Below are 19,686 nucleotides of genomic sequence, written 5' to 3'. Positions count from 1 at the left end.
CTTTATTTTTGTCCTGCAAAACGATACACTGTCAAAAGAGACTGAATGACGAGAGAACGTGCGGGGGAGAGGAAAGAAGCATGCTGTACAAAAAAATAGCCAAACCGGTACTGTTCGGGATGGACCCGGAAAAAGCGCACCATATGATTATTGACGGAATGCATACGGCCGGTAAATTGCCTGGAGGACGTATGCTGCTTCGTTCCGTGTGGGGTGTTCGCCCGGTACCGGAGCTGGAGATGCAGCTATGGGGCATTACGTTTAACAATCCTGTCGGCTTAGCTGCAGGACTGGATAAAAATGCGAAGGCGGTACCTGGCTTTTCGAATATCGGCTTTGGGTTTATGGAGGTCGGAACGGTAACTCCGAAGCCGCAGGCGGGCAACGAGCTGCCGCGTCTGTTCAGATTGCCGGAGGACGACGCGCTTATCAACCGAATGGGCTTTAATAATGTGGGCATCGAAGGAATGAAGCGAAATTTACGAGATCAGGGGAAACGGACGATCCCTCTGGCGATCAATATCGGCAAAAATAAATCAACGCCCAACGAGCAAGCGGAGGAAGATTACCGTGCTTGCATCCAATCGCTTTACGGGTACGGAGATTTTTTCGTAGTCAATATCAGCTCCCCTAACACGCCGGATTTGCGAGATCTTCAGCATGGAGATGACTTGTCCAGGCTGCTTGCCGCAGTGAAGGACGAGGTTCGCAAGCAGCATGCGCGTTTTGGGGGAAGGGAAAAACCTGTTTTGGTGAAAATCGCACCCGATCTGCAGCCGCAGGAAGTGGAGTATACGGTGGATACGATCATGCGGAGCAACGTCTCCGGCATTATCGCCTCGAATACGACCGTCTCACGTGATGGATTGAGGAATGCAAACCGTAACGAGACCGGCGGCTTGAGCGGGCGACCGCTTACAGAGCGATCCACGGAGCTCATCCGTGCGATTTACAAAGCAACGGGCGGTCAGCTTCCTATCATTGGTTCAGGGGGGATTTTCTCTGCGGAAGACGCGTATGAGAAAATACGGGCCGGAGCCAGTTTGGTCGAGGTTTACACGGCATTGATTTATGAAGGTCCGGCTCTCATCGGACGGATCAACGACGGGCTTCGAGCGTTGCTGAGAAAGGACGGCTTCAAGCATGTATCCGAAGCGATTGGTTCGGCGCATCGAGGATAGGAAAATGGAGGATGACAGGATGGACGGACGCGATTGGAAAAAATTCCTTCTGCCCTATGAGCAAACGGTCGAGGAATTGAAGGTGAAATTCAAAACGATGCGGGCAGAGCTCAAAATCCGCGAGGAATACTCGCCTGTCGAATTCGTCACGGGTCGGGTCAAACGGATTTCAAGTATTTTGGAAAAAGCGAAACGTCTAAGCGTTCCTATGGAGAAGCTGGAGTCGGGCATCGAGGATATTGCGGGTATTAGGATCATGTGCCAATTCGTCGAGGACATCGAACGCTTGGCCGACCTTATTCGTAAACGTGAAGATATGACGCTGATCTATGTGAAGGATTATATCCTCAACAAGAAGCCAAGCGGCTATCGAAGCTATCATATCATCGTAGAATACCCGGTACAAACAGCGCTCGGCATGAAACGGGTGTTAGCTGAAATTCAACTGCGTACGCTTGCGATGAACTTCTGGGCGACCATCGAGCATTCGCTTAATTATAAATACCGTGAAAGCTTGCCGCAAGAAGTGACGAACCGGCTCAGCAAGGCAGCGGAAGCGGCTTATTTGCTGGATCAGGAAATGAGCATCATCCGTGAGGAGATCATGGAAGCGCAGAAGCTGTTCGAGGACAAATCGAATATCGTCACACGGGTGCTCAACGGCATCCAGGAGCTATATTTTTACCACCGGGTTCGTGAAGCGGCACAGTTTCAGCTGCGTTTTAACGAATTGTGGGATACAGATGACGTATGGCATCTGAAGCGTCTTTCCAACGAAATCGAAGAAGCCATTACCCGGGCCAAAAAAGGTTCTCTGTCATAACGGCGGTATCGGGCAGGATGGGGAGGGTTTTGAATTTGTCTTATGATCCTTTGTACGTGCAGTTTGTATACTTTTTTAATGAAGCCAGGGATTATTTTGAATGTCACGAAGTGATGGAGGAATTATGGCTTGAAGAAGGCCGCAATCCTCTGTATCAAGGCCTGCTGCAGGTAGCGGTAGGCCTTTACCATTACCGGAACGGCAATGTGAACGGGGCTGTGAAGCTGTTCACCGCAGCGATCGAGAAGCTGGATGGATATCCGGCGGACAGCCTTGGGATTGATTTGCAGCGGCTCCGGGAAGACAGTAGGACCTATTTGGTTAAGCTTCTCCGTCTGGAGGAAGAACCGTTTGCTTTCTACGATCTGGATATCGTTATTATTGACTCGCAGTTGGAGGCGCTGGTGGAAGAATACCGCCTGCATCCGCCTGAGGTTCATGATGATCATTAAAGTTCCATGAAAAAAGCAGCGGAGCTGTTGCCCGCCGCTTCAATTGAAACGATATAAGATTGATGATGGCTTCGGTTATTGTTTGTGTTTGGAGATGAAGTTTTTGAGGGCGTCAGCTTCTTGCGCGCCTTCAAGACGTTCTACTTCTTTACCGCCCTTGTAATAAACCAATGTAGGCGTGTATTGAATGTTGTACCTCTGCCAAGCATCGCGGAATTCTTCCAGGTTAAGCTGCTTGATGTCCGTGTTCAAATCTTTGGCTACCGGCATGAGCACTGGAGTCGTTGTTTTGCAGTGGGAGCAGGTGGATGCAAAATAATAAAGGAAGAAATCTTCTTGTCCGGAGATTTTCTTGTCCAAGGCGTCAGGCAAAATAATGTTCTGGTAGTTCGGATCATCAAGTAAATTCAGCGTTTCGGGATGAAGTTTGCTCGGTTCGATGCCGTACACGTTATCGTTGTACTTCCCGTATTTGGCTTGATTGGACTGCTGGTTTACAAAATAGAGCGCGCCGAAGAGTACGACGATGATGGATAAATAAATGCCAAGCTTTTTCATATTGCCCCTCTTTTCTTCATAGTGGTGTAACGTTCTATCAAATTATTCGTTACTTACTCTTTTAATTCCTTCTATAGATCATACACTAAAAATGAAGGAATTTCGAACTTATGGATGAAATTAACGAGTGATGGAAACTTGAGCCGCTCGTTGCAGCGCTAACCGATAATAAGTACAATGGGATTACCTTTTTTAGATCATTTAAAGCGAGTTGAGAAACCATGGCGGGTATGATGCTGCCTGAAGCATTTTTGGATAAAATGGAGCGTTTGCTAGGGGCGGAGATATCGGCCTTTCTGGCATCTTATGATGAGGAGCGGCTGTTCGGTCTGCGTGTCAATACACTGAAGCTGACAGCGCCTCAGTTTCAGGATCTTACCCGGTTTGAATTAGAGCCGGTTCCTTGGACGAATACCGGGTTCTATTACCGTGAAGGGGAACGTCCCGGCAAGCATCCGCATTACCATACGGGACTATATTACATACAGGAGCCTAGCGCTATGGCACCTGTGGAGCTGTTGGACGTTCGTCCCGGCGACCGGGTGCTTGATTTATGCGCGGCCCCCGGAGGCAAAACGACGCAGCTCGCCGGTAAGCTGCAGGGGACAGGCGTACTTGTAGCCAATGACGTGCATCCGGATAGGGTCAAGGCGCTTGTGAAAAATATTGAACTTAGCGGCGTTCGTAACGCGGTCGTTCTCAATGAAAACCCTGACAAGATTAAAGCGCCTTTCGCCGGCTACTTCGATAAAATATTGATTGATGCCCCCTGCTCGGGCGAAGGCATGTTCCGTAAGGAAGAGGACATGGCCAAAGCCTGGCGTCCGGATTGGCCTGAGAAGTACGCTGCGATGCAGCGGACACTTTTGCAGCAGGCGGCCCAGATGCTGCGTCCCGGCGGCCGGATGGTATATTCGACCTGTACGTTCTCGCCGGAGGAGAATGAAGCGATGATCGCGGAATTTCTTGAAACGCATTCTTTGTTCGAGGTGCAGCCAGTGCCGGAGAACAGCGGTTGGATGCCAGGCCGGCCGGATTGGCTTGGCGATAGCGACAGCCGGGCGGGCGAGGTTGCCGGGACAGCACGACTTTGGCCCCACCGCCTGGCGGGCGAAGGGCACTTCGTGGCGGTGTTGGGCCACCGAGGGACGGCTGTGCCGGAGACGGCGGACGCGAAGCCGGCTGCGGCGAAGGCCGCAAAGACGCCGCGCCGTGAGGGCAAGCGGCCCGCGAAAGCAGCGGCGACCGACCCGCGCGAGTCGCTTGCGCGCTTCGCAGCGGAGCAGCTGGCGGCGGTCCCGTATGACGCCGCGGGGCTGGTATGCCGCGGCGAGCACGTGTACGCCGTGCCTGAGGGGCTGCCGCCGTTGGACGGAGTCCGGGTCATTAGGCCCGGCTGGTACCTCGGCAGCGCCGCTGCCCAGCGCTTCGTCCCGTCGCACGCGCTGGCGATGGGGATGCGCGTGGAGGATGCGCTGCGCACCGTGACCTTCACGGCCGATGATCCGCAAGCCGTGCGTTATTTGAAGGGCGAGACGCTGATGCTCGCCCCTGAAGACCTGCATGCCGCGCGAGACGGTGTGCCTGCAAAGGGCTACTGCCTCGTCTGTGTCGACGGTTACCCCGTCGGCTGGGCCAAATGGCAGGAGGGCCTGCTGAAGAACGAATATCCTCCCGGATGGAGGTGGACATAGAAATGAAGGCAACGCTTCGATTAGACAAGCTGCTCGCCCATACGGGCTTCGGCACGCGCAGCGAGATCAAACAGCTGGTGAAACGCGGCGCAGTCAGCGTGAACGGTAAAACGGTCAAAGACAGTGGTCAGCAAGTGCATCCCGAGCGAGATCAGGTGAGTGTAGACGGAGATCTGGTGATGTACCGTGAATTCGTCTACCTCATGCTGAACAAGCCGCAAGGCGTCATTTCGGCTACGGAGGATACTCGAGACCGTACCGTGCTCGATCTATTGGATCAGCAGTACGCCCACTTTGATCTTTTTCCCGTCGGACGGCTTGATAAAGACACGGAAGGACTGCTGCTGCTCACGAATGACGGTAAGCTGGCTCACAACCTGCTGTCTCCCCGCAAGCACGTGCCCAAAACGTATTATGCCGAGGTGGAGGGAGTAGTGGATGAAGGAGATATAGCTGCTTTCTCCCTTGGAGTCACTTTAGATGACGGTTACATCACCATGCCTGCGCAGCTTAACGTCCTGCACAAGGGGAACCTGGAGCAATCCGAGCTTTCCCTAATTGAGCTCACCATCATGGAAGGTAAGTTTCACCAAGTGAAACGGATGTTCCAAGCGGTTGGTAAGCAAGTCGTTTTTCTCAAACGAATCGCCATGGGTCCGTTAAAGCTTGATCCGCTTCTTCCATTGGGGACATACCGTGAATTAACCGAAGTGGAATTAGAGCTATTAAAGGCACATGGTGAAACCAACTAGAGCTATAGAAGGAAGTGGAATGGATAGGAATGCAATACAAATTGATTGCGCTTGATGTGGATGGAACACTGTTAAACGACGATTATGAGCTGACGGAGCGGACGGTATCCACGCTTCGTCAGGTGCATGAGGCTGGCGGACGCATCGTGCTGTGTACCGGCAGAGCTCCGGCGAGTTCGGTGCCGATTATGGAGCAATTGGGATTTGAGGGAGTGCTGATCGCCCATAACGGTGCAGCTACTGTTGAGACTCCCGGCTCCCGCCTGCTTCATGAATTCGCCTTCCCGATACAGGATATTGCCGAGCTGGTACAATACTGCCGCGCCGAGGAAGTTCATTTTGATATGAACACCTCATGGGATATGTATGTAGAAAAAGTAGGGGAAGCCGAAGCGGCGATGTACGAAAAATATATGGCGGCCCCTGAACAGGTCGAAGATGTCCTCGCTATGTCCGTATCTATTGTGAAATTTACAATGTTCGGTTCGGAAGAGGCGATGGATCGGGTGGAACAAAACTTGGGATCGCTTCACTTACCGCCTACGCTTCATGCAATTCGAAGCGGTGTTCATTTTATCGATGTCATGTTAAATTCCGTATCCAAGGGGCGTGCGCTTAGCGAACTCTCGGAGATGTGGGGTATTGAAGCTTCCTCTATTCTGGCTATGGGCAACTACTTTAACGATATCGACATGCTTCGCTTTGCCGGGCTTGGCATTGCCATGGATAACTCTCCTGAAGAAGTCAAGCTGGCAGCAGATACTGTGACATTGTCGAACAACGAGGAAGGTGTGGCAGAGGCGCTGATGCGTTATGTCTGGACCGAATCGACGAATTAGCTATCATCGATAAAACCATATATTTTTTCACCAGTAAAAACAAGGGAAGGCTCGGAGTATAACCAAGCCTTCCTTTTTCATTTCCAGGATGTTTTACGGATTTTATTAATATAAGCCTGCGCTCAGAATGATCACCAATAGGATGAACAGAACCAGTATCGAACCCGCCGATGTGAAATGACCGTGAATGTGAGACATGGAAATTCCTCCTAGGCGTTATGATCGTGTCCGATGCCGATTACATTTAGTGCTGTAGGGCAGCGGTCTATTTTATTGTATGGCGGAAATCCGTATAGGTTTGGACGGATGACCCAAGGCGCATAAATTTTGGGTATTATGGGACATGATAAGAGGGAAACCATATCTGTGCAAGGTTGGAGGAGACCCGAATGAAGCATGTCATGCTAAGGCCGGATTTAAGGACGGCCGGCGGTGAGGTTAGCGATATTTTATACAAAAATCGATTTGTTGGGACATTGACATTAGTTTACCGGGAATCCGACCGAATTGCCGGCGCTCTCCAATTGGAGAAAGAAGTGCTGTCCGAGGACGAAAAAGAAGAGGTATTTGAAGATGTGCATATGTATGTCGAGGCACTTGTGGACGCCATGCAGGCACGGGCATGCGAAGTGATGGTTACTTACAGCAGCTATGATCATGTGATCGCCACAGAAGCAGTAGCTTCGGCACATAACAGAGCTTTCAATTCCGATTGGGTGGACTATGGTACGCGCCTTGAGGATGAGCATCCGAATGAACGGGAAGAGTACACAATGGCCGATTATGAGATGGTTGTTGTGGGTGAGGACGATGATTCGGTGGAGTATCACGTATATGACAAAAACGAGGATTGGGTTGCCGAAGCTCTTCTCAAAGTAGAAGACCGAAGCGTCATAGGAACAGTCGATTGGCTCATTGAACCGGCAGAGAACGAGCTCGATATTATCGCGGATATGCTTGTGCTTGATTTTGACGATAATGAAGTGGATGACTTCGTCATTCATATGCTGCATCAAAATGAAATCATCGAAACCATCGAGTTGACTCATGAAGATTTGCTGTCGGATGAAGATCCCGATGTGTTTCAAAGCGATTTGCAAAGCGAGTACTCTATCATGCTGGCCCGTGACGATGGGGACGTGCTGACTTATGAGATCTATCAGCAATCGCGGGGCGGTTTGCCAATCGGAACGGCTACGGTGGATATCAGTGAGCGCCAGCTTACCGGTTTTATTGATTTCCGGGAGCCCGGAAGCACGGATGACCGTGAGCTGATCGCTACCTTGTTGATGGAAGAGTTGGATAAAGAGAAGGACTATGAGGCGATTAATCTGTCTATGATGCACAAAAACCGTTTGATCGAAGAAGTGTTGTTTGAGACGGAGCAGGTACATTGAACGAGAAGGCTGTCCCACTGGGGCAGCCTTTTGTGTGCGTAGGTGTCTATGGTGGCTGTAAAGCTGAAAAGAAGGCATCGGAGAGCGTCGGCAAGATCCAACACGATCTCACCATGCCTCGGTTAGACTGAACTTCTTAACTAAAGGCTCTAAGACGAAGCCGTTACTACCATTGATTTTGCCCGGATTCAGCCGCGGCGTCTTCACTCCTTTTACGAAAAAATTAATCTTTTTTATACAAGTTTCGCCATATTGTGAGAAGTCGACCCTGCGTGATATAATTGTTGGGTGTTTTTTGTTGATTCAGATACGGGTATATCGCCAAGGCTCTATACCCGTATCTGAATCACCTTGACGAACGCTCTGGCCATAGCGGGCGATGTAGGCGTTTATCCTAGGGTAAAGAGGTGTTGATCAATGGAATACGAAATCCCCAGAAAAGTGCAAATGCTAGGGGAAGACATACAGAAGAGCGAGCTCAAATATCACGACAGAGAAGTGCTGGTATCGAAGGAATTTACGTTTGACAGTGCGCACCATCTGCACTGTTACGAGGGCAAATGCAAAAGTTTGCACGGCCATACGTATAAGCTGCAGGTGGTTATGCGAGGCAAGGTAGATGAACGGGGCATTACGATTGATTTTGCCGATATTAAACGCATTGCGAAAGAGCGGATACTCGATCGTCTGGATCATCGTTATTTGAACGAAGTCCTTCCGCCGATGAATACCACAGCAGAAAACATGGTCGTCTGGATGTATGAGCAACTTCGGGACGCTTTGATGAGCGAAGGGCTTCATCCTGCCGTAAGGTTAGAGGAAGTACGCTTATGGGAAACGCCGACCAGCTATGCTGCGGTGACGGCGAAGTTGATGGGAGATGAACCGTCGTGAACCAAGCTGCCGAGGGTCTGGAAATCAAAGAAATGAAAGAAATCAAGCTGCCCATGGTTGAAATTTTCGAAACGGTGGAGGGAGAAGGTACACGGGCAGGCTTCCCGACTGTATTCGTACGTTTGTTTGGCTGCAATCTGCGCTGCACTTGGTGTGATACCAAATACAGCTACCCGCCCGCGGAAGCCGAATTCGTCATGACCATCGGCGATATTGTGGCTGAGGCCAGCCGTTATGCATCGAAGCATGTGTGCCTGACGGGCGGCGAACCGCTGCTATATGGGGATCGGTCAGCCGCATTGATTGAAGCCTTGGCGGGGACCGGCAGGTTTACGGATCTGCATATTGAGACGAATGGAGCCATTGACCTTTCTCCGTTCATCGAACGGATTAACTCGCCGATCGTACGCTACATTATGGATTACAAACTGCCCGATTCCGGTGAAGAGGACCAAATGCTAACCTCGAACTTGTCCATGCTCCGCCCTCAGGACGAGTTGAAATTCGTGATCGGCAGTGAGCGTGATTTCCTGGCAGCCAAAGCAATATTGGAGACATTCAAGACGGCTGCACTGCCCCTGTTCAGTCCCGTATGGGAAACGATGCCGCCACATAAGCTTGTCAGTCTCTTGCTTGAGCATGGATTATCGCAGGTAAAGCTGAATATGCAGCTTCATAAAATCATTTGGGACCCGGCGATGCGCGGCGTATAAGCGAAGCTGGGTTTTCCCGCATGGGAGAATCAAAGAAGAATACTAGAGTATAGGCAAGGATGGTGCTGCAACATGAAAAAAGCAGTCGTGATTTTAAGCGGCGGTTTGGATAGTACAACGTGTATGGGGATTGCACAAGAGGCGGGTTACGAACTGTTTCCGATTACCTTCGATTACGGACAGCGTCAAAAACGGGAAATCGAAAATGCCCGACAGGTGGCGAGCTTTTACGGAGTGGCGGACAGACATCGGGTCATTTCGCTTGGATTCCTTAAAGAGTTCGGCGGCAGCGCGCTGACCGACGATAACATCGAAGTACCGCCAGCCGGGGAGAGCGGCGGAGTAGATTCCGATATCCCGATTACTTACGTACCGGGGCGCAACCTGCTGTTTCTTTCGATCGCCACGTCCTATGCCGAGGTGAGCGGAGCGGAAGCGATCTATATTGGTGTGAATGCGCTCGATTACAGCGGGTATCCGGATTGCCGTCCGGAGTTTATCCACAAAGTGGAGGAAGTGATGGCGCTCGCTACACGAGTAGGTGTTGAAGGGGGTCCGATCCATATTGAGACGCCTCTAATTCATTGGACCAAAGCGGAGATTATCCGGGAAGGAATGCGGCTTGGCGTGCCATATCAGATCACGACCTCCTGCTATAATGGGCAGGAGGAAGCATGCGGCGATTGTGACAGCTGCCGTTTGCGGTTAAAGGGCTTTGCGGATGCGGAGGCGACGGATCCGGTTCCATATCGTACAGGTAAGGAATAAATACAAAAGTCCGGCTCTCTGTGGTTTAGCTTGAGGAGCCGGACTTTGTATTTGGCTTCACTTCTTTTTGTATCGCATCGATCAGCTTCTCTGTACTGAGTGCTTCCACATATGCCGATTCATACCCGAACCACCTTTTAGGGAGATTGACAATGACAAACGGATTCTGCTTACACTGTTCGCAGTGATCCAAGCAGCCTCTTACTTTTTGGACGAGATGAGGATGGTTTTCTTCCATATATTCATAGGTTTGTTCATTTTTCAGCCGTAGATTAGTGCTGCAATATTCGAGAAAGACGGATTTCAAAGGCGGCACATCCTTTCTCCGGTAATTTACATGGAGGACTTAACGACGGTTGTAATTATATAGGCGTGCCTGACCTTCGTCAACAGGGGAAAGAAGAATGCCTTAAAATCGTCAAAATGCTTTAATTTTCAATATCATATGTAAACTTGGAAGCCCCGGAATTCACAGTATTCGCATCCGATTCGTTCTCCGATGAGCACAGCCCTTGTCCCTGAAGCTTTTTTTGCTTCCAGAACAGGACTGTAAGCATTCGCTCAATCCATTCTTTATCCTGTTCGGTAAGCTCGACACCGTCAAAGACCAAATCGTTCTCACGCAGAAACCGCCGCAAATTGACGCGGGGCTTCGTATATTTACCGCCCTCTTGCTCTGCAGATGATTTTTCCAAATAGCCGGCAAGCTGCATCAGCTCTGTGTAAGGCATATTGAGTCCTTCCGAAAGCTTCATCAGCACGTCGGGTGAGGGGACGCCGCGATTTCCGTTCTCAAGCTGTGAGATATAGGCCGCAGATACGCCGGATCGGTCAGCCAGCTCACGGATCGTAAATCCTTTTAATTTGCGCATATCTTTTAACTGATCATAGAAATCCATAATGAGGCCCCTTAATGTAAGGATGATAGACAACTGAATCATGATCTAGTAAACAAAGGTTAACATTCATATAATATCAGTATACAAAAGCAAATACAATAACTGGAAGGTTAATAAGTGATTCAAGTAAGAATCTCTAAAATATTTAGCGAATATCCATTTTTTGTCATGGAGTTTTTAGATACAATTTGTATATAATTGTCGTATACGTTAAAAGGGAGTCGAAACCGTATGTACTATTGTATTCTATGCGAAGAGATTCATGTGTTAAAATATACAAATTGTGAAATCGTTTTCACGTCCGGGTTTCATTATTATAAGCATTCTCTATACAGTGCTGGAATGTGTAAATGTGAGGAATGTATTCTCGAAGAGAATCACTCAACCAAAGCTATAGCTACTGCCTAAGGCATGTTCGACATTTGATACCACCCCTCTTGTGTGGTCATTTTTACAGACAAGCGATGTTTCTTTGCGTTGTGCAAGTGCAAAGGGCAGCGTTTTTTATGTTTTCCACTGATTTGCTGTATCGTCACAATTTTCATTAATATATATTAGGAACAGACTGCACATTTAAAGTAAAATGGAATCATTACGTCTGAAGGTTATTGGTCACGATGGAACAGAAGAGAGGATGAGGACACCGTGTTTAGCCGAACGGAGAGCTTAAAACAATATATAAAGTGGTACCCTGTCACTGCGGTATTGATCTGTATTCATATGGTATTGGTTGGTCTAATGGAATGGGTCGGTTCTTCGCAGGATACCATTACATTGCTTCAATTCGGAGCATTATTTGACCTGCCTAATCTGAAGCCAGAGGCGTGGCGGTACTTTACAGCGATGTTTCTCCATATCGGATTCGCTCATCTGCTCTTTAACTGCTTTGCTTTATACGTGTTTGCACCCCCTCTGGAGCGTTTACTAGGGAAATGGCGGTATGTGCTGTTTTATCTGGTGTGCGGATTGTTGGGGAACATCGTCAGCGCCTTGTTTCATCAGGACTATTTTGTCTCGGCCGGCGCTTCGGGCGCGATCTATGGAATTTATGCCGCCTATCTATATTTAGCGATATTCCGCAAAGACATTATTGACCATCAAACGAAACAAATCGTCCTTACGATTATTGGGGTCGGGTTTATTTACTCCCTCGTCGTTCCGAATATTGATATTTATGCACATTTGGGAGGATTTCTCGGGGGATTGATCACGATGGCATTGATCGTGCTTTTTATCAAAAGAAGAAATCGGAAGCCGGTTGAAGATGAACAGGAAATATATAGGGGTTAACAGCACTGCCAATGGAGTCGCCGGTGGAGGGCATGAAACTGCTCCCCACCGGCGTTTTTTGCTATAGGCCTCCTATGACAATGAATATAAACAAAAGTTAATTATTTTGGTTGCACAAGTAAATTGAAGTGGTATAATGGAAAAAATGAGTTTACGTTTGGGGGGCTGAAGATGAAAATTAAAGCCAAAACGAATGCCATCGTGAAGGCGAGGATTTTCAAAGGGATGACACAGCGGGAGCTCGCGAAATTATCGGACTTAAGCTATGCATACATCAGCCTGCTGGAGCGTTCAGTCAAGCCTGTAGGACCTGGAACGGCAAAGAAGCTTAGCGAGCTGTTGGAGAAGCCGATGGACGAACTTTTTACCATAGAATAATCTTACACTCCATCTATGATGGAGCGCTTCACGAAACATTCAGACTCGTATGCAAACCATTAATGGCAGTCAGAACCTTGAGGCGTTCTTGACTGCCTTCATTGTTTTTACTAAAATCAAGAGCCGACGACTTTGTTTTTGCCGGTCGTTTTCGCTTGGTACATGGCTTCATCCGCCTGCTTAATGAGTTCCTCGGCCGTTATTCCTTTGGAATAATAGCTGAAGCCTACGCTCACGGTGACTGTTGTCTCCGCTTCAATCCTTGAGCGTATACGTTCCGAGAGGCTTTCCGCAGACGTATCCGGATCCGTGATCAGCACGACGAGCTCCTCACCTCCGTACCTCGCGCAAATACCTGTATCCTCTGTTTCCTCCTTCATGATTTGGGCGACTTTTTTTAATGCCAGATCCCCCATCTGGTGGCCTTTTGTATCGTTCAATTTTTTGAAATTATCAATATCACTGAATATCACCGCTACCGGGATACGCTGCTGTACGTACTGCCTTACTCTGTTTTCAAAGTATTTGCGGTTATAGAGCTGGGTCAAACCGTCGGTTATGGAGGACGTATAAATCGCTTGCATCAGTTCGATGACGCGTTCGAAAATAAATAAAAACAGCACGATATGAAAAGCAAAAGGGATGATCCGCTCCAACAGGTCAAGTGACTGTTGGCTTCCGTTGAATAAATAAAGATTAGCCATATGTACGGTATGCATTACAAAATAAACGGTGAGCATCAGCTGGTATTTGCCGTTTTGTCCTATCCGCGGATTCACCAACATAAAGCTTACAAAAATCAGAATAAACAAATACAGTTCCATGCCGAGAGGACGCAGCAGCGCATAATGATCCTCGCTGCTCTGCAGCCATAACGGAGCATACCAATACGTAAAGGAAACCACAACGCTCAAAGCGCCGAAAAAGCAGAAAACAAAGATATCTCTTTTGCGCGTGGCGTTATACAGCTGATAAAATCCTATATTCATCATAACAAAGGCGAAGAGCTTGAGCAGCAGCGCCGTGAACGTCTGTGCATCACTCATGCTGTGCGTAAGCGCCTGCCGGACTAGCTGGCTGTGCTGAACCAGAAAAATCCCGAGCGCCGCCACCATGCTGAGGTAGCCGATTTTGCGGCGAGTGATTAAAAGTCGAACTGAAACAAGCAGCGTCATCGTGATAATAACGATAAGCATAGAGTGCAAAAATACAGGACCTGCAGGTCCGAAAAATAGATCTGATAGCTTTAAGCTGTTCATGAAAAGTAGCAGGCCTCCGTTGTAAATCGGGTACATGTGTCTCATTATACCAAACGTACATTCGATTAGGGAAGTCTTGTAGTCCCTTACCATAACTGATAGGATAATTATTGAAAGAGATGCGGGAAGGTCCGCTACAACAATGGGAAGACCGGAGGTAGGTCTGCTGATGCGTATACTGCAAGCATTGTTTTTTCCCCCGGAGCAGCCTGGCGGGGTTTCTTCCATGATTCCCTTTATGCTTGAGCGCTTTAATAAGCGGGGTTGGGAGATGGAGCTGTTTTCTTTGCCGAAGCGGGTGCGCGGGAAAGGCGCCGAAGCGATCCAATTCTCTACGTTCGATTGGGAGCCGTACGCGGGGAATCCGATAGTCGATAAATACATACAAACGATGAAGGACTACATATGGTGGACGAAGCTTCGCATCAAATCCTCTTACGATCTGATTCATGCCCATCATCCGATTGCCGGTCTGGTGATGAAACGGCTTTTTCCGGATACGCCGCTCATCATGACGATCCATTCCAGCTATGAGCGGGAGCTTAGGCTCAACGGAAAAATAAGTGAAGACGGACCGGAGCACCAGTTTCTCACATCGATCTACAGGGAGCTTGAAGAGCAAGCGGATCAGTTGATTACCGTATCCAATTCGTTCAAGCAATATTTGTCCGAATATGTGCAGGAGCCCGAGAAAATCGGGGTTATTCCGAATGGATTCGATGAGAAAAGGTTTCGCCCGGTACATCACGACAACCAGGTGCCCCAGCTCATCAGCGTCTGCCGCTTGGTCCCGGCCAAAGGGCTCAATACGCTGCTGTACGCTTGCGCGGAGCTGAAACGTAAAGGACAGCCGTTCGTTCTTCATTTGATCGGAGACGGTCCGATTCGTCCGGAGCTGGAGGATCTGGCGCAAAAGCTTGGCATTTACGACGAAACGATTTTCTACGGATACATGCTTCACCCGGAAGATTTTATGCCGTTTTTTGATGTGTTCGTGCTGCCTTCGCGCGCAGAGGCGTTCGGGTCAGTGTTCGCTGAGGCGGCTCTTTGCGGTCTCGCCGTGGTGGGGACGCAGGTCGGAGGGATCGCTGAGCAGATCGAGCATGGTGTCAACGGTTTGCTCGTTCCCGTAGATGATGTAGCGGCGCTCGCTGCAGCGCTGGAGAAAGTAGCAAGCGATCCGATGTACAGGTATCAGCTGTCGAGAGTGGCACTGGAGAAGGCGCTCAAATCGTATTCGATGACACGGATAGTCCAGCAGCTGCGCAGCGTGTACCGCAGCTACCGGAGAGATACTTAGAATACCTATGAAAGGTCGGGAGGAGCATGAGGTCTTTTCGTTTTATCCACGCGGCGGATTTGCATCTGGACAGTCCGTTTCGCGGTTTGGCCGGTCTTCCCGAAGGATTGCGAGAGCGAGTGAAGGAGGCCAGCTTTACGGCTCTTCGCCGGCTCACGGACTTGGCTGTTAGGGAGAAGGTTGATTTCGTCGTGTTCAGCGGCGATATATATGATGTCAAGGACCGTTCGCTGCGCGCGCAGCTGCGGTTTAGGCAAGCTTTGGAGACGCTGGCGGGTCATTGGATACCCGCCTTTGTCATACATGGAAATCATGACCCGCTGCACGACGGATACAGCGCGAAGCTTACATGGCCGGATGGAGTCAAAGTATTCGGCAGCGAAGAGGTGGAAAGCGAAGTGATCCGGGCCGTGGATGGCGAGGCGCTGGCAAGGATCTCGGGAATTTCCTTCGGAAGACCCTCGGTTACGGAAAATTTGACGCCGGGCTATCGAACGTGGGGGGACGGATTGTATCACATCGGTCTGCTGCACACGAACGTAGACGGCGATGCGAAGCACGACGACTATGCACCGTGCCGTCTGAGCGATTTGCTTGGGCGCGGCGTAGATTACTGGGCGCTCGGTCACATCCATACGAGACGGGTGCTGCACGAGAAGCCGTGGGTTGTATATTCGGGCAATGTGCAGGGCCGGCATATTCGGGAGAATGGACCCCGGGGCTGCTATCTTGTTGATGTCTCGCCTGCAGGCGAGACAGTGCTATCGTTTCATGCGCTTGATGACGTACGCTGGCAGGAAGCGGAAGCGGCTATCGATGACCTAGAGACGGAGCAGCAGCTTATGGAGGCGTTGGAAGAAGCCGTATGGGCAGCTGTCGACGCTGCGGAGGGCAGGGCCGTGATCTTAAGGATGAAGCTGACAGGCAGGGGGCCGATGCATACCGTACTCAGGAGAAGCGGGGTACTGGCAGAGCTGGGTTCAACTCTTAAGGAGAGTATGTCTGCGGGTGTACAGAACGTTTGGGTGGAATCGGTGGAGGATGGCACGGGCGCACCGATTGACCGCAGTGATCTGGAAGGCAGACCGGGGTTTCTCGGCGATTTGTTGCGGCTTGCGGAAGAAGCCGGCGCTGCATCGCAGCAGTTGGCTGACTTTGCTGACGATGCATTGGCGCCGTTGTCGGTCCAGCCCCGGCTTGCAGCACTTCTGGCAGAGGTCGGTGATGAGGAGCTTGCGGAATGGCTGCGAGAGGCGGAGGAGCTTGCGATCGATATGCTTGCAGGAAGTGCGGAAGCGAGGTGGAGCGGATGAGAATCGAGCGGCTGGATATCGGAGCGTTCGGTACGATCAGAGACTTGAGCATATCCTTCGATGGTCCCGTAACTTTACTATATGGGCCCAATGAAGCGGGCAAAACTACAGTGATGAACTTCATCCGTGCAGTATTGTTCGGTTTCGGCGGAAGGGGAGCGGCGGCGGATCGCTATACCCCGCGGCAGGGAGGAGGCCAAGGCGGCGCGATTGTTCTCCGAGATGTGCAGGACCGACGCATCCGCGTGGAACGTTGGGACAGCCCGCCTGGCGGGCGCGGAAGAACGCCGGCAGCGGGCAGTGTCCGCGTGACGTTCCCGGACGGGACCGTAGGCGGAGAAGCGGAGCTGTCGTCGCTGCTTGGAGGGATTGCTCCGGAGCTGTTTCGCAGCTTGTTTGCTTTTGGTTTAAGCGAACTGCAGGAGCTGGGGACACTGCAAAGCGACGAGGTCAGCGGCTTTTTGTACAGCGCCGCTCTTGGCGCCAGCGGCTCGGAGCTACGGGGAGCGGAGAAGAAGCTTGCTCAGGAGCTGGAGCAGCTGTACCGTCCGCGCGGTCGTACTCCGCTCATGAATCGTGCCCTGCAGGAACTGGACGCGGCGGAAAAGGAGCTTGCCGAAAGCCGGGCGCAGGCGGAGAGGTACAATGCTTTGGAGGCGGAAGCCGGGCAGCTTGCCGCCGAGCAGGAACGGCTGGAAGCTCAGCTGGTTGGGCTCGGCCAGCAGGCGGATTGGATGGAGAGCTGCCTTAGAGCAAGGCCGCATTGGGTTCGCGGCCGGGAGCTCAAGCAGGAGTTGGTTGTGCTCCCGGGTGGGCTCGAACAGTTTCCGGAGGATGCCGTAAGTCGGCTCGAAGCTATTTTGGTCGAACGGGAGAGGCTGATTTCGGAGCGAGACCGTTTGGAGCTGGCGCAGGCGGAACAGCAGCAAGCTATGACGGCGTCCGCATCTGAGGGCGAGAAGGATGTGCTGGATCGGCAGGCCCAGCTGGAGGAGCTGCTTGAGCGCAGGCCCGCCTATGAGGAGGCCAAGCGGCTGCTTGCAGAGGCTGAGGCGGAAGAGGAGCAGCTTGGCCTTGAGCTGGAGAGGCTGCTGCGGCGGATTGGTCCGCAGTGGACGGAGGAACAAGTGGACGCTCTTCCTTCGACCGTCATGCTGCGAGAGCAAGCATCTGCTTTCCGGGAGGAATGGCGCACCTGGCGGCAGGAGGAATCGCTGCTCAACGCGGAGGCGGAACGTTTAAGGCAGGAACGGATGGATTCGGATGGGCCGCTGTCTGGAGAGGAAGCGTTTCATACTGCGGATAAAGAGGCCGTCCGTGAAGGATTGGAGCGAATCAAATCGGCTCGACGCCTGCTGGCGGATTGGAAGGATGCGGTGAGAGAAATCCGTCACGCCGAGCAGAGGGAGCGGGATTGGGAGCAGTTTCATCACTCTGGTGTTGATGGAAAAAGTGTTTCGGGAGCCCCTTTATACGGGATGTACGCGCTGACACTGATGATACCTGGGGCTTTAGCTATTCTACAAGAACTTATCGCAGCCGGAGTTACTTTGGTTGTTCTGCTCGGCGTAAGCGTGGCATGGACCCTCGCGCGCCGTTCCACTGCGAAGGGAGAGGCAAGGCAGCGTCGGCCTTACGTTGGAGGCGCTGCGGCGGATGCATCGGCACAGGCTGCTGCGCTTGAGGCGGCGCTGGCAGCGGAGGTGCGCCACCTGCGCCGCCTCGCTGCTGCGGGAGCCGACGCGGAGACAGCCGCTGCCCTCGAGCCCGCGGACTGGCGCAGCGCCGCCGACCCGGCGCCTGCCGCGCTGCCGCAGCAGCCCGAGGGCATCGAGCCCTGGCTCGATGCCCTTGAGCAGCAGCTCCGCGCACGGCAGGCGCAGCTGGCGGCACGCGTGGCCGCCGGTGAGCGGCTGCAGGCGCTGCGCGCGCAGCGCGAGCGTCACGCCCGGGCGGGCGAGCCGCTGCGTCAGCGCTGGCACGCCTGGCTGCGGGCGCACGCGCTGCCCGAGGCTGCAAGCCCCGAGGCGGCGCTGGAGCTGCTGCAGCTGGCCGAGCAGGCGCTGCAGCAGCTCCAGCGGCTGCACCGGCAGGCCGCGCGGTGCGAGGCGCTGCGGCGCTCGGCCGAGGGCTTCGCGGCGGAGACGGCTGCGCTGCTCGGCGAAGCAGCCGGGCGCGAGCCAGGGCCGGCGCTGAGGGCGTGGCAAACCGCCCGCGACCGGGAGCTGGCCCGGCTGCAGCAGCTGGAGCAAAGCCGCCGGCAGCTCGCGCAGCTGCAGCATCAGGCTGTGCTCCTGCAGCAGCAGATGGACAGATGCGAAGCACGTCGGCTGGAGCTCCTGGAGGCGACGGGTACAGAGAGCGAAGAAGATCTGCGCCGGCGTTACGTAGAGTATCGGCGCCGGCTGGAGCTGCTTGCGGAGCTCAGGCAGGAGGAGCTTGCTGTCCGAACACTCGTTGACGACGGGCAGTTGGATCGTCTGAACAATGAATTGGAACGGCGGCATGCCGCCGATTTGGAAGAAGATCTGATAGGCCTGCAGGTGAATATCGAATCGGTTCGCGGGCAGCTGGAGCATGCCCGCGAGGAGAAAACCCGCCGCCGCTACGAGCTCGAACGGCTGATATCCGGCGGGGATCATGCGGACAAGCTGCAGACGGTCGAAGAACGCAGAGCCGAACTGCAGCGCTTGATCAAACGCTGGGCCGTTCATGCGATGTGCAGCTCGCTGTTTGTGAGGACGAAGAAGATGTATGAGCACGAGAAACAGCCCTCTGTTATGCAGAGAGCTTCGGCTTACTTTGAGCGGATAACTGCCGGACGCTACGTCCGGATGATTGCTCCCCTCGGCGAGCAGCGGGTGCTGGCGGAGAAAGAAAACGGAGAGCAGCTGGATACGGTTCATTTAAGCCGCGGAACAGCAGAGCAAATGTACCTGTGCATCCGCTTCGCGCTCGCAGACGAATATGCCGCTGCGGGTATCCGTTTGCCGCTCGTCATTGATGACTTGTTTGTCAACTTCGACGACGAACGGCTCGGATATGGGCTTGAGCTGCTCCAGTCCGTTTCGCAGCGGCACCAGCTTATGCTTTTTACCTGCCACAGGCATGTGTTGGAGGCTTACGAATCCCGGTTTCCTGCAGATTCCGTCATTCAACTGGCCCGCTAACGGTGC

General features: G+C 52.1%; 20 protein-coding genes. 15 read left to right on the top strand and 5 right to left on the bottom strand.

Going from position 1 to position 19,686, the window contains the following annotated elements; translation table 11 throughout:
• The first annotated feature begins 80 nt into the window (after positions 1-80).
• From JOE45_RS08380 to JOE45_RS08370, 3 genes are read left to right on the top strand one after another with little or no spacing between them, the layout of a single operon-like run.
• Positions 81-1,181 (top strand): quinone-dependent dihydroorotate dehydrogenase, encoded by a 1,101-nt coding sequence (locus tag JOE45_RS08380; protein WP_210020630.1) that lies wholly within the window; start codon positions 81-83, stop codon positions 1,179-1,181.
• Between the two features lie 19 nt (positions 1,182-1,200).
• Positions 1,201-2,004 carry a GTP diphosphokinase gene (gene yjbM / locus JOE45_RS08375; protein WP_210020631.1) on the top strand — a complete coding sequence of 268 codons (804 nt, stop codon included), beginning with the start codon at positions 1,201-1,203 and terminating at the stop codon, positions 2,002-2,004.
• Between the two features lie 35 nt (positions 2,005-2,039).
• Positions 2,040-2,456 carry a DUF309 domain-containing protein gene (locus tag JOE45_RS08370; RefSeq protein WP_245246798.1) on the top strand — a complete coding sequence of 139 codons (417 nt, stop codon included), beginning with the start codon at positions 2,040-2,042 and terminating at the stop codon, positions 2,454-2,456.
• Positions 2,457-2,531: 75 nt separating this feature from the next.
• On the opposite strand, the gene JOE45_RS08365 is transcribed toward JOE45_RS08370, so the two are convergent.
• Positions 2,532-3,014, bottom strand: coding sequence for a thioredoxin family protein (locus JOE45_RS08365; RefSeq protein ID WP_210020633.1), 483 nt, complete (start codon positions 3,012-3,014; stop codon positions 2,532-2,534).
• A gap of 221 nt (positions 3,015-3,235) precedes the next feature.
• Between JOE45_RS08365 and JOE45_RS08360 the strand changes: the two genes are divergently transcribed.
• The 3 genes from JOE45_RS08360 to JOE45_RS08350 are packed head-to-tail and all read left to right on the top strand — an operon-like array spanning position 3,236 to position 6,299.
• Positions 3,236-4,708, top strand: coding sequence for an RsmF rRNA methyltransferase first C-terminal domain-containing protein (locus JOE45_RS08360; RefSeq protein ID WP_210020634.1), 1,473 nt, complete (start codon positions 3,236-3,238; stop codon positions 4,706-4,708).
• 2 nt (positions 4,709-4,710) lie between these two features.
• Complete coding sequence (locus JOE45_RS08355; RefSeq protein WP_210020635.1) at positions 4,711-5,460, top strand: pseudouridine synthase; 750 nt, start codon at positions 4,711-4,713, stop codon at positions 5,458-5,460.
• Between the two features lie 29 nt (positions 5,461-5,489).
• The gene (locus JOE45_RS08350) at positions 5,490-6,299 is read left to right on the top strand and encodes a Cof-type HAD-IIB family hydrolase (RefSeq protein WP_210020636.1); all 810 of its coding nucleotides are present in this window, start codon (positions 5,490-5,492) and stop codon (positions 6,297-6,299) included.
• 105 nt (positions 6,300-6,404) lie between these two features.
• On the opposite strand, the gene JOE45_RS08345 is transcribed toward JOE45_RS08350, so the two are convergent.
• Positions 6,405-6,497: a YjcZ family sporulation protein gene (locus tag JOE45_RS08345; protein WP_210020637.1), complete on the bottom strand. Its 93-nt coding sequence runs from the start codon at positions 6,495-6,497 to the stop codon at positions 6,405-6,407.
• A gap of 191 nt (positions 6,498-6,688) precedes the next feature.
• On the opposite strand from JOE45_RS08345, the gene JOE45_RS08340 reads away from it, so the two are divergent.
• The 4 genes from JOE45_RS08340 (at position 6,689) to queC (ending at position 10,071) form a co-directional block, all read left to right on the top strand.
• Positions 6,689-7,696, top strand: coding sequence for a hypothetical protein (locus tag JOE45_RS08340; protein ID WP_210020638.1), 1,008 nt, complete (start codon positions 6,689-6,691; stop codon positions 7,694-7,696).
• Positions 7,697-8,113: 417 nt separating this feature from the next.
• The gene (gene queD, locus JOE45_RS08335; protein WP_210020639.1) at positions 8,114-8,590 is read left to right on the top strand and encodes a 6-carboxytetrahydropterin synthase QueD; all 477 of its coding nucleotides are present in this window, start codon (positions 8,114-8,116) and stop codon (positions 8,588-8,590) included.
• Positions 8,591-8,622: 32 nt separating this feature from the next.
• Positions 8,623-9,303: a 7-carboxy-7-deazaguanine synthase QueE gene (locus JOE45_RS08330; RefSeq protein WP_210023365.1), complete on the top strand. Its 681-nt coding sequence runs from the start codon at positions 8,623-8,625 to the stop codon at positions 9,301-9,303.
• A gap of 72 nt (positions 9,304-9,375) precedes the next feature.
• The gene (gene queC, locus JOE45_RS08325) at positions 9,376-10,071 is read left to right on the top strand and encodes a 7-cyano-7-deazaguanine synthase QueC (RefSeq protein WP_210020640.1); all 696 of its coding nucleotides are present in this window, start codon (positions 9,376-9,378) and stop codon (positions 10,069-10,071) included.
• Positions 10,072-10,096: 25 nt separating this feature from the next.
• Here queC and JOE45_RS08320 read toward each other — a convergent pair whose 3' ends face one another.
• Both JOE45_RS08320 and JOE45_RS08315 read right to left on the bottom strand, forming a co-directional pair.
• Positions 10,097-10,378 carry a DUF1450 domain-containing protein gene (locus tag JOE45_RS08320; protein WP_210020641.1) on the bottom strand — a complete coding sequence of 94 codons (282 nt, stop codon included), beginning with the start codon at positions 10,376-10,378 and terminating at the stop codon, positions 10,097-10,099.
• Positions 10,379-10,499: 121 nt separating this feature from the next.
• Positions 10,500-10,970, bottom strand: a complete 471-nt coding sequence (locus JOE45_RS08315; RefSeq protein ID WP_210020642.1) for a helix-turn-helix domain-containing protein — start codon at positions 10,968-10,970, stop codon at positions 10,500-10,502.
• 645 nt (positions 10,971-11,615) lie between these two features.
• Between JOE45_RS08315 and JOE45_RS08305 the strand changes: the two genes are divergently transcribed.
• On the top strand, positions 11,616-12,260 hold the full coding sequence (locus tag JOE45_RS08305; RefSeq protein ID WP_348632506.1) for a rhomboid family intramembrane serine protease: 645 nt from the start codon (positions 11,616-11,618) through the stop codon (positions 12,258-12,260).
• A 171-nt stretch (positions 12,261-12,431) separates the two neighbouring features.
• Positions 12,432-12,638 carry a helix-turn-helix domain-containing protein gene (locus JOE45_RS08300; protein ID WP_210020644.1) on the top strand — a complete coding sequence of 69 codons (207 nt, stop codon included), beginning with the start codon at positions 12,432-12,434 and terminating at the stop codon, positions 12,636-12,638.
• 116 nt (positions 12,639-12,754) lie between these two features.
• On the opposite strand, the gene JOE45_RS08295 is transcribed toward JOE45_RS08300, so the two are convergent.
• Positions 12,755-13,897, bottom strand: coding sequence for a GGDEF domain-containing protein (locus JOE45_RS08295; protein WP_210020645.1), 1,143 nt, complete (start codon positions 13,895-13,897; stop codon positions 12,755-12,757).
• Between the two features lie 169 nt (positions 13,898-14,066).
• Between JOE45_RS08295 and JOE45_RS08290 the strand changes: the two genes are divergently transcribed.
• The 3 genes from JOE45_RS08290 to JOE45_RS08280 are packed head-to-tail and all read left to right on the top strand — an operon-like array spanning position 14,067 to position 19,680.
• Positions 14,067-15,197: a glycosyltransferase family 4 protein gene (locus JOE45_RS08290; RefSeq protein ID WP_210023367.1), complete on the top strand. Its 1,131-nt coding sequence runs from the start codon at positions 14,067-14,069 to the stop codon at positions 15,195-15,197.
• A 26-nt stretch (positions 15,198-15,223) separates the two neighbouring features.
• Positions 15,224-16,510 (top strand): metallophosphoesterase family protein, encoded by a 1,287-nt coding sequence (locus JOE45_RS08285; protein ID WP_210020646.1) that lies wholly within the window; start codon positions 15,224-15,226, stop codon positions 16,508-16,510.
• Positions 16,438-19,680, top strand: coding sequence for an AAA family ATPase (locus JOE45_RS08280; protein WP_210020647.1), 3,243 nt, complete (start codon positions 16,438-16,440; stop codon positions 19,678-19,680). The genes JOE45_RS08285 and JOE45_RS08280 overlap by 73 nt, the downstream gene beginning before the upstream one ends.
• Positions 19,681-19,686 lie beyond the last annotated feature (6 nt).

It is taken from the genome of Paenibacillus sp. PvR098 (assembly GCF_017833255.1).
GTDB lineage: Bacteria > Bacillota > Bacilli > Paenibacillales > NBRC-103111 > Paenibacillus_G.
Note: the sequence above shows the minus strand (reverse complement) of the source record. Positions and strands in the feature narration are given on the sequence as shown.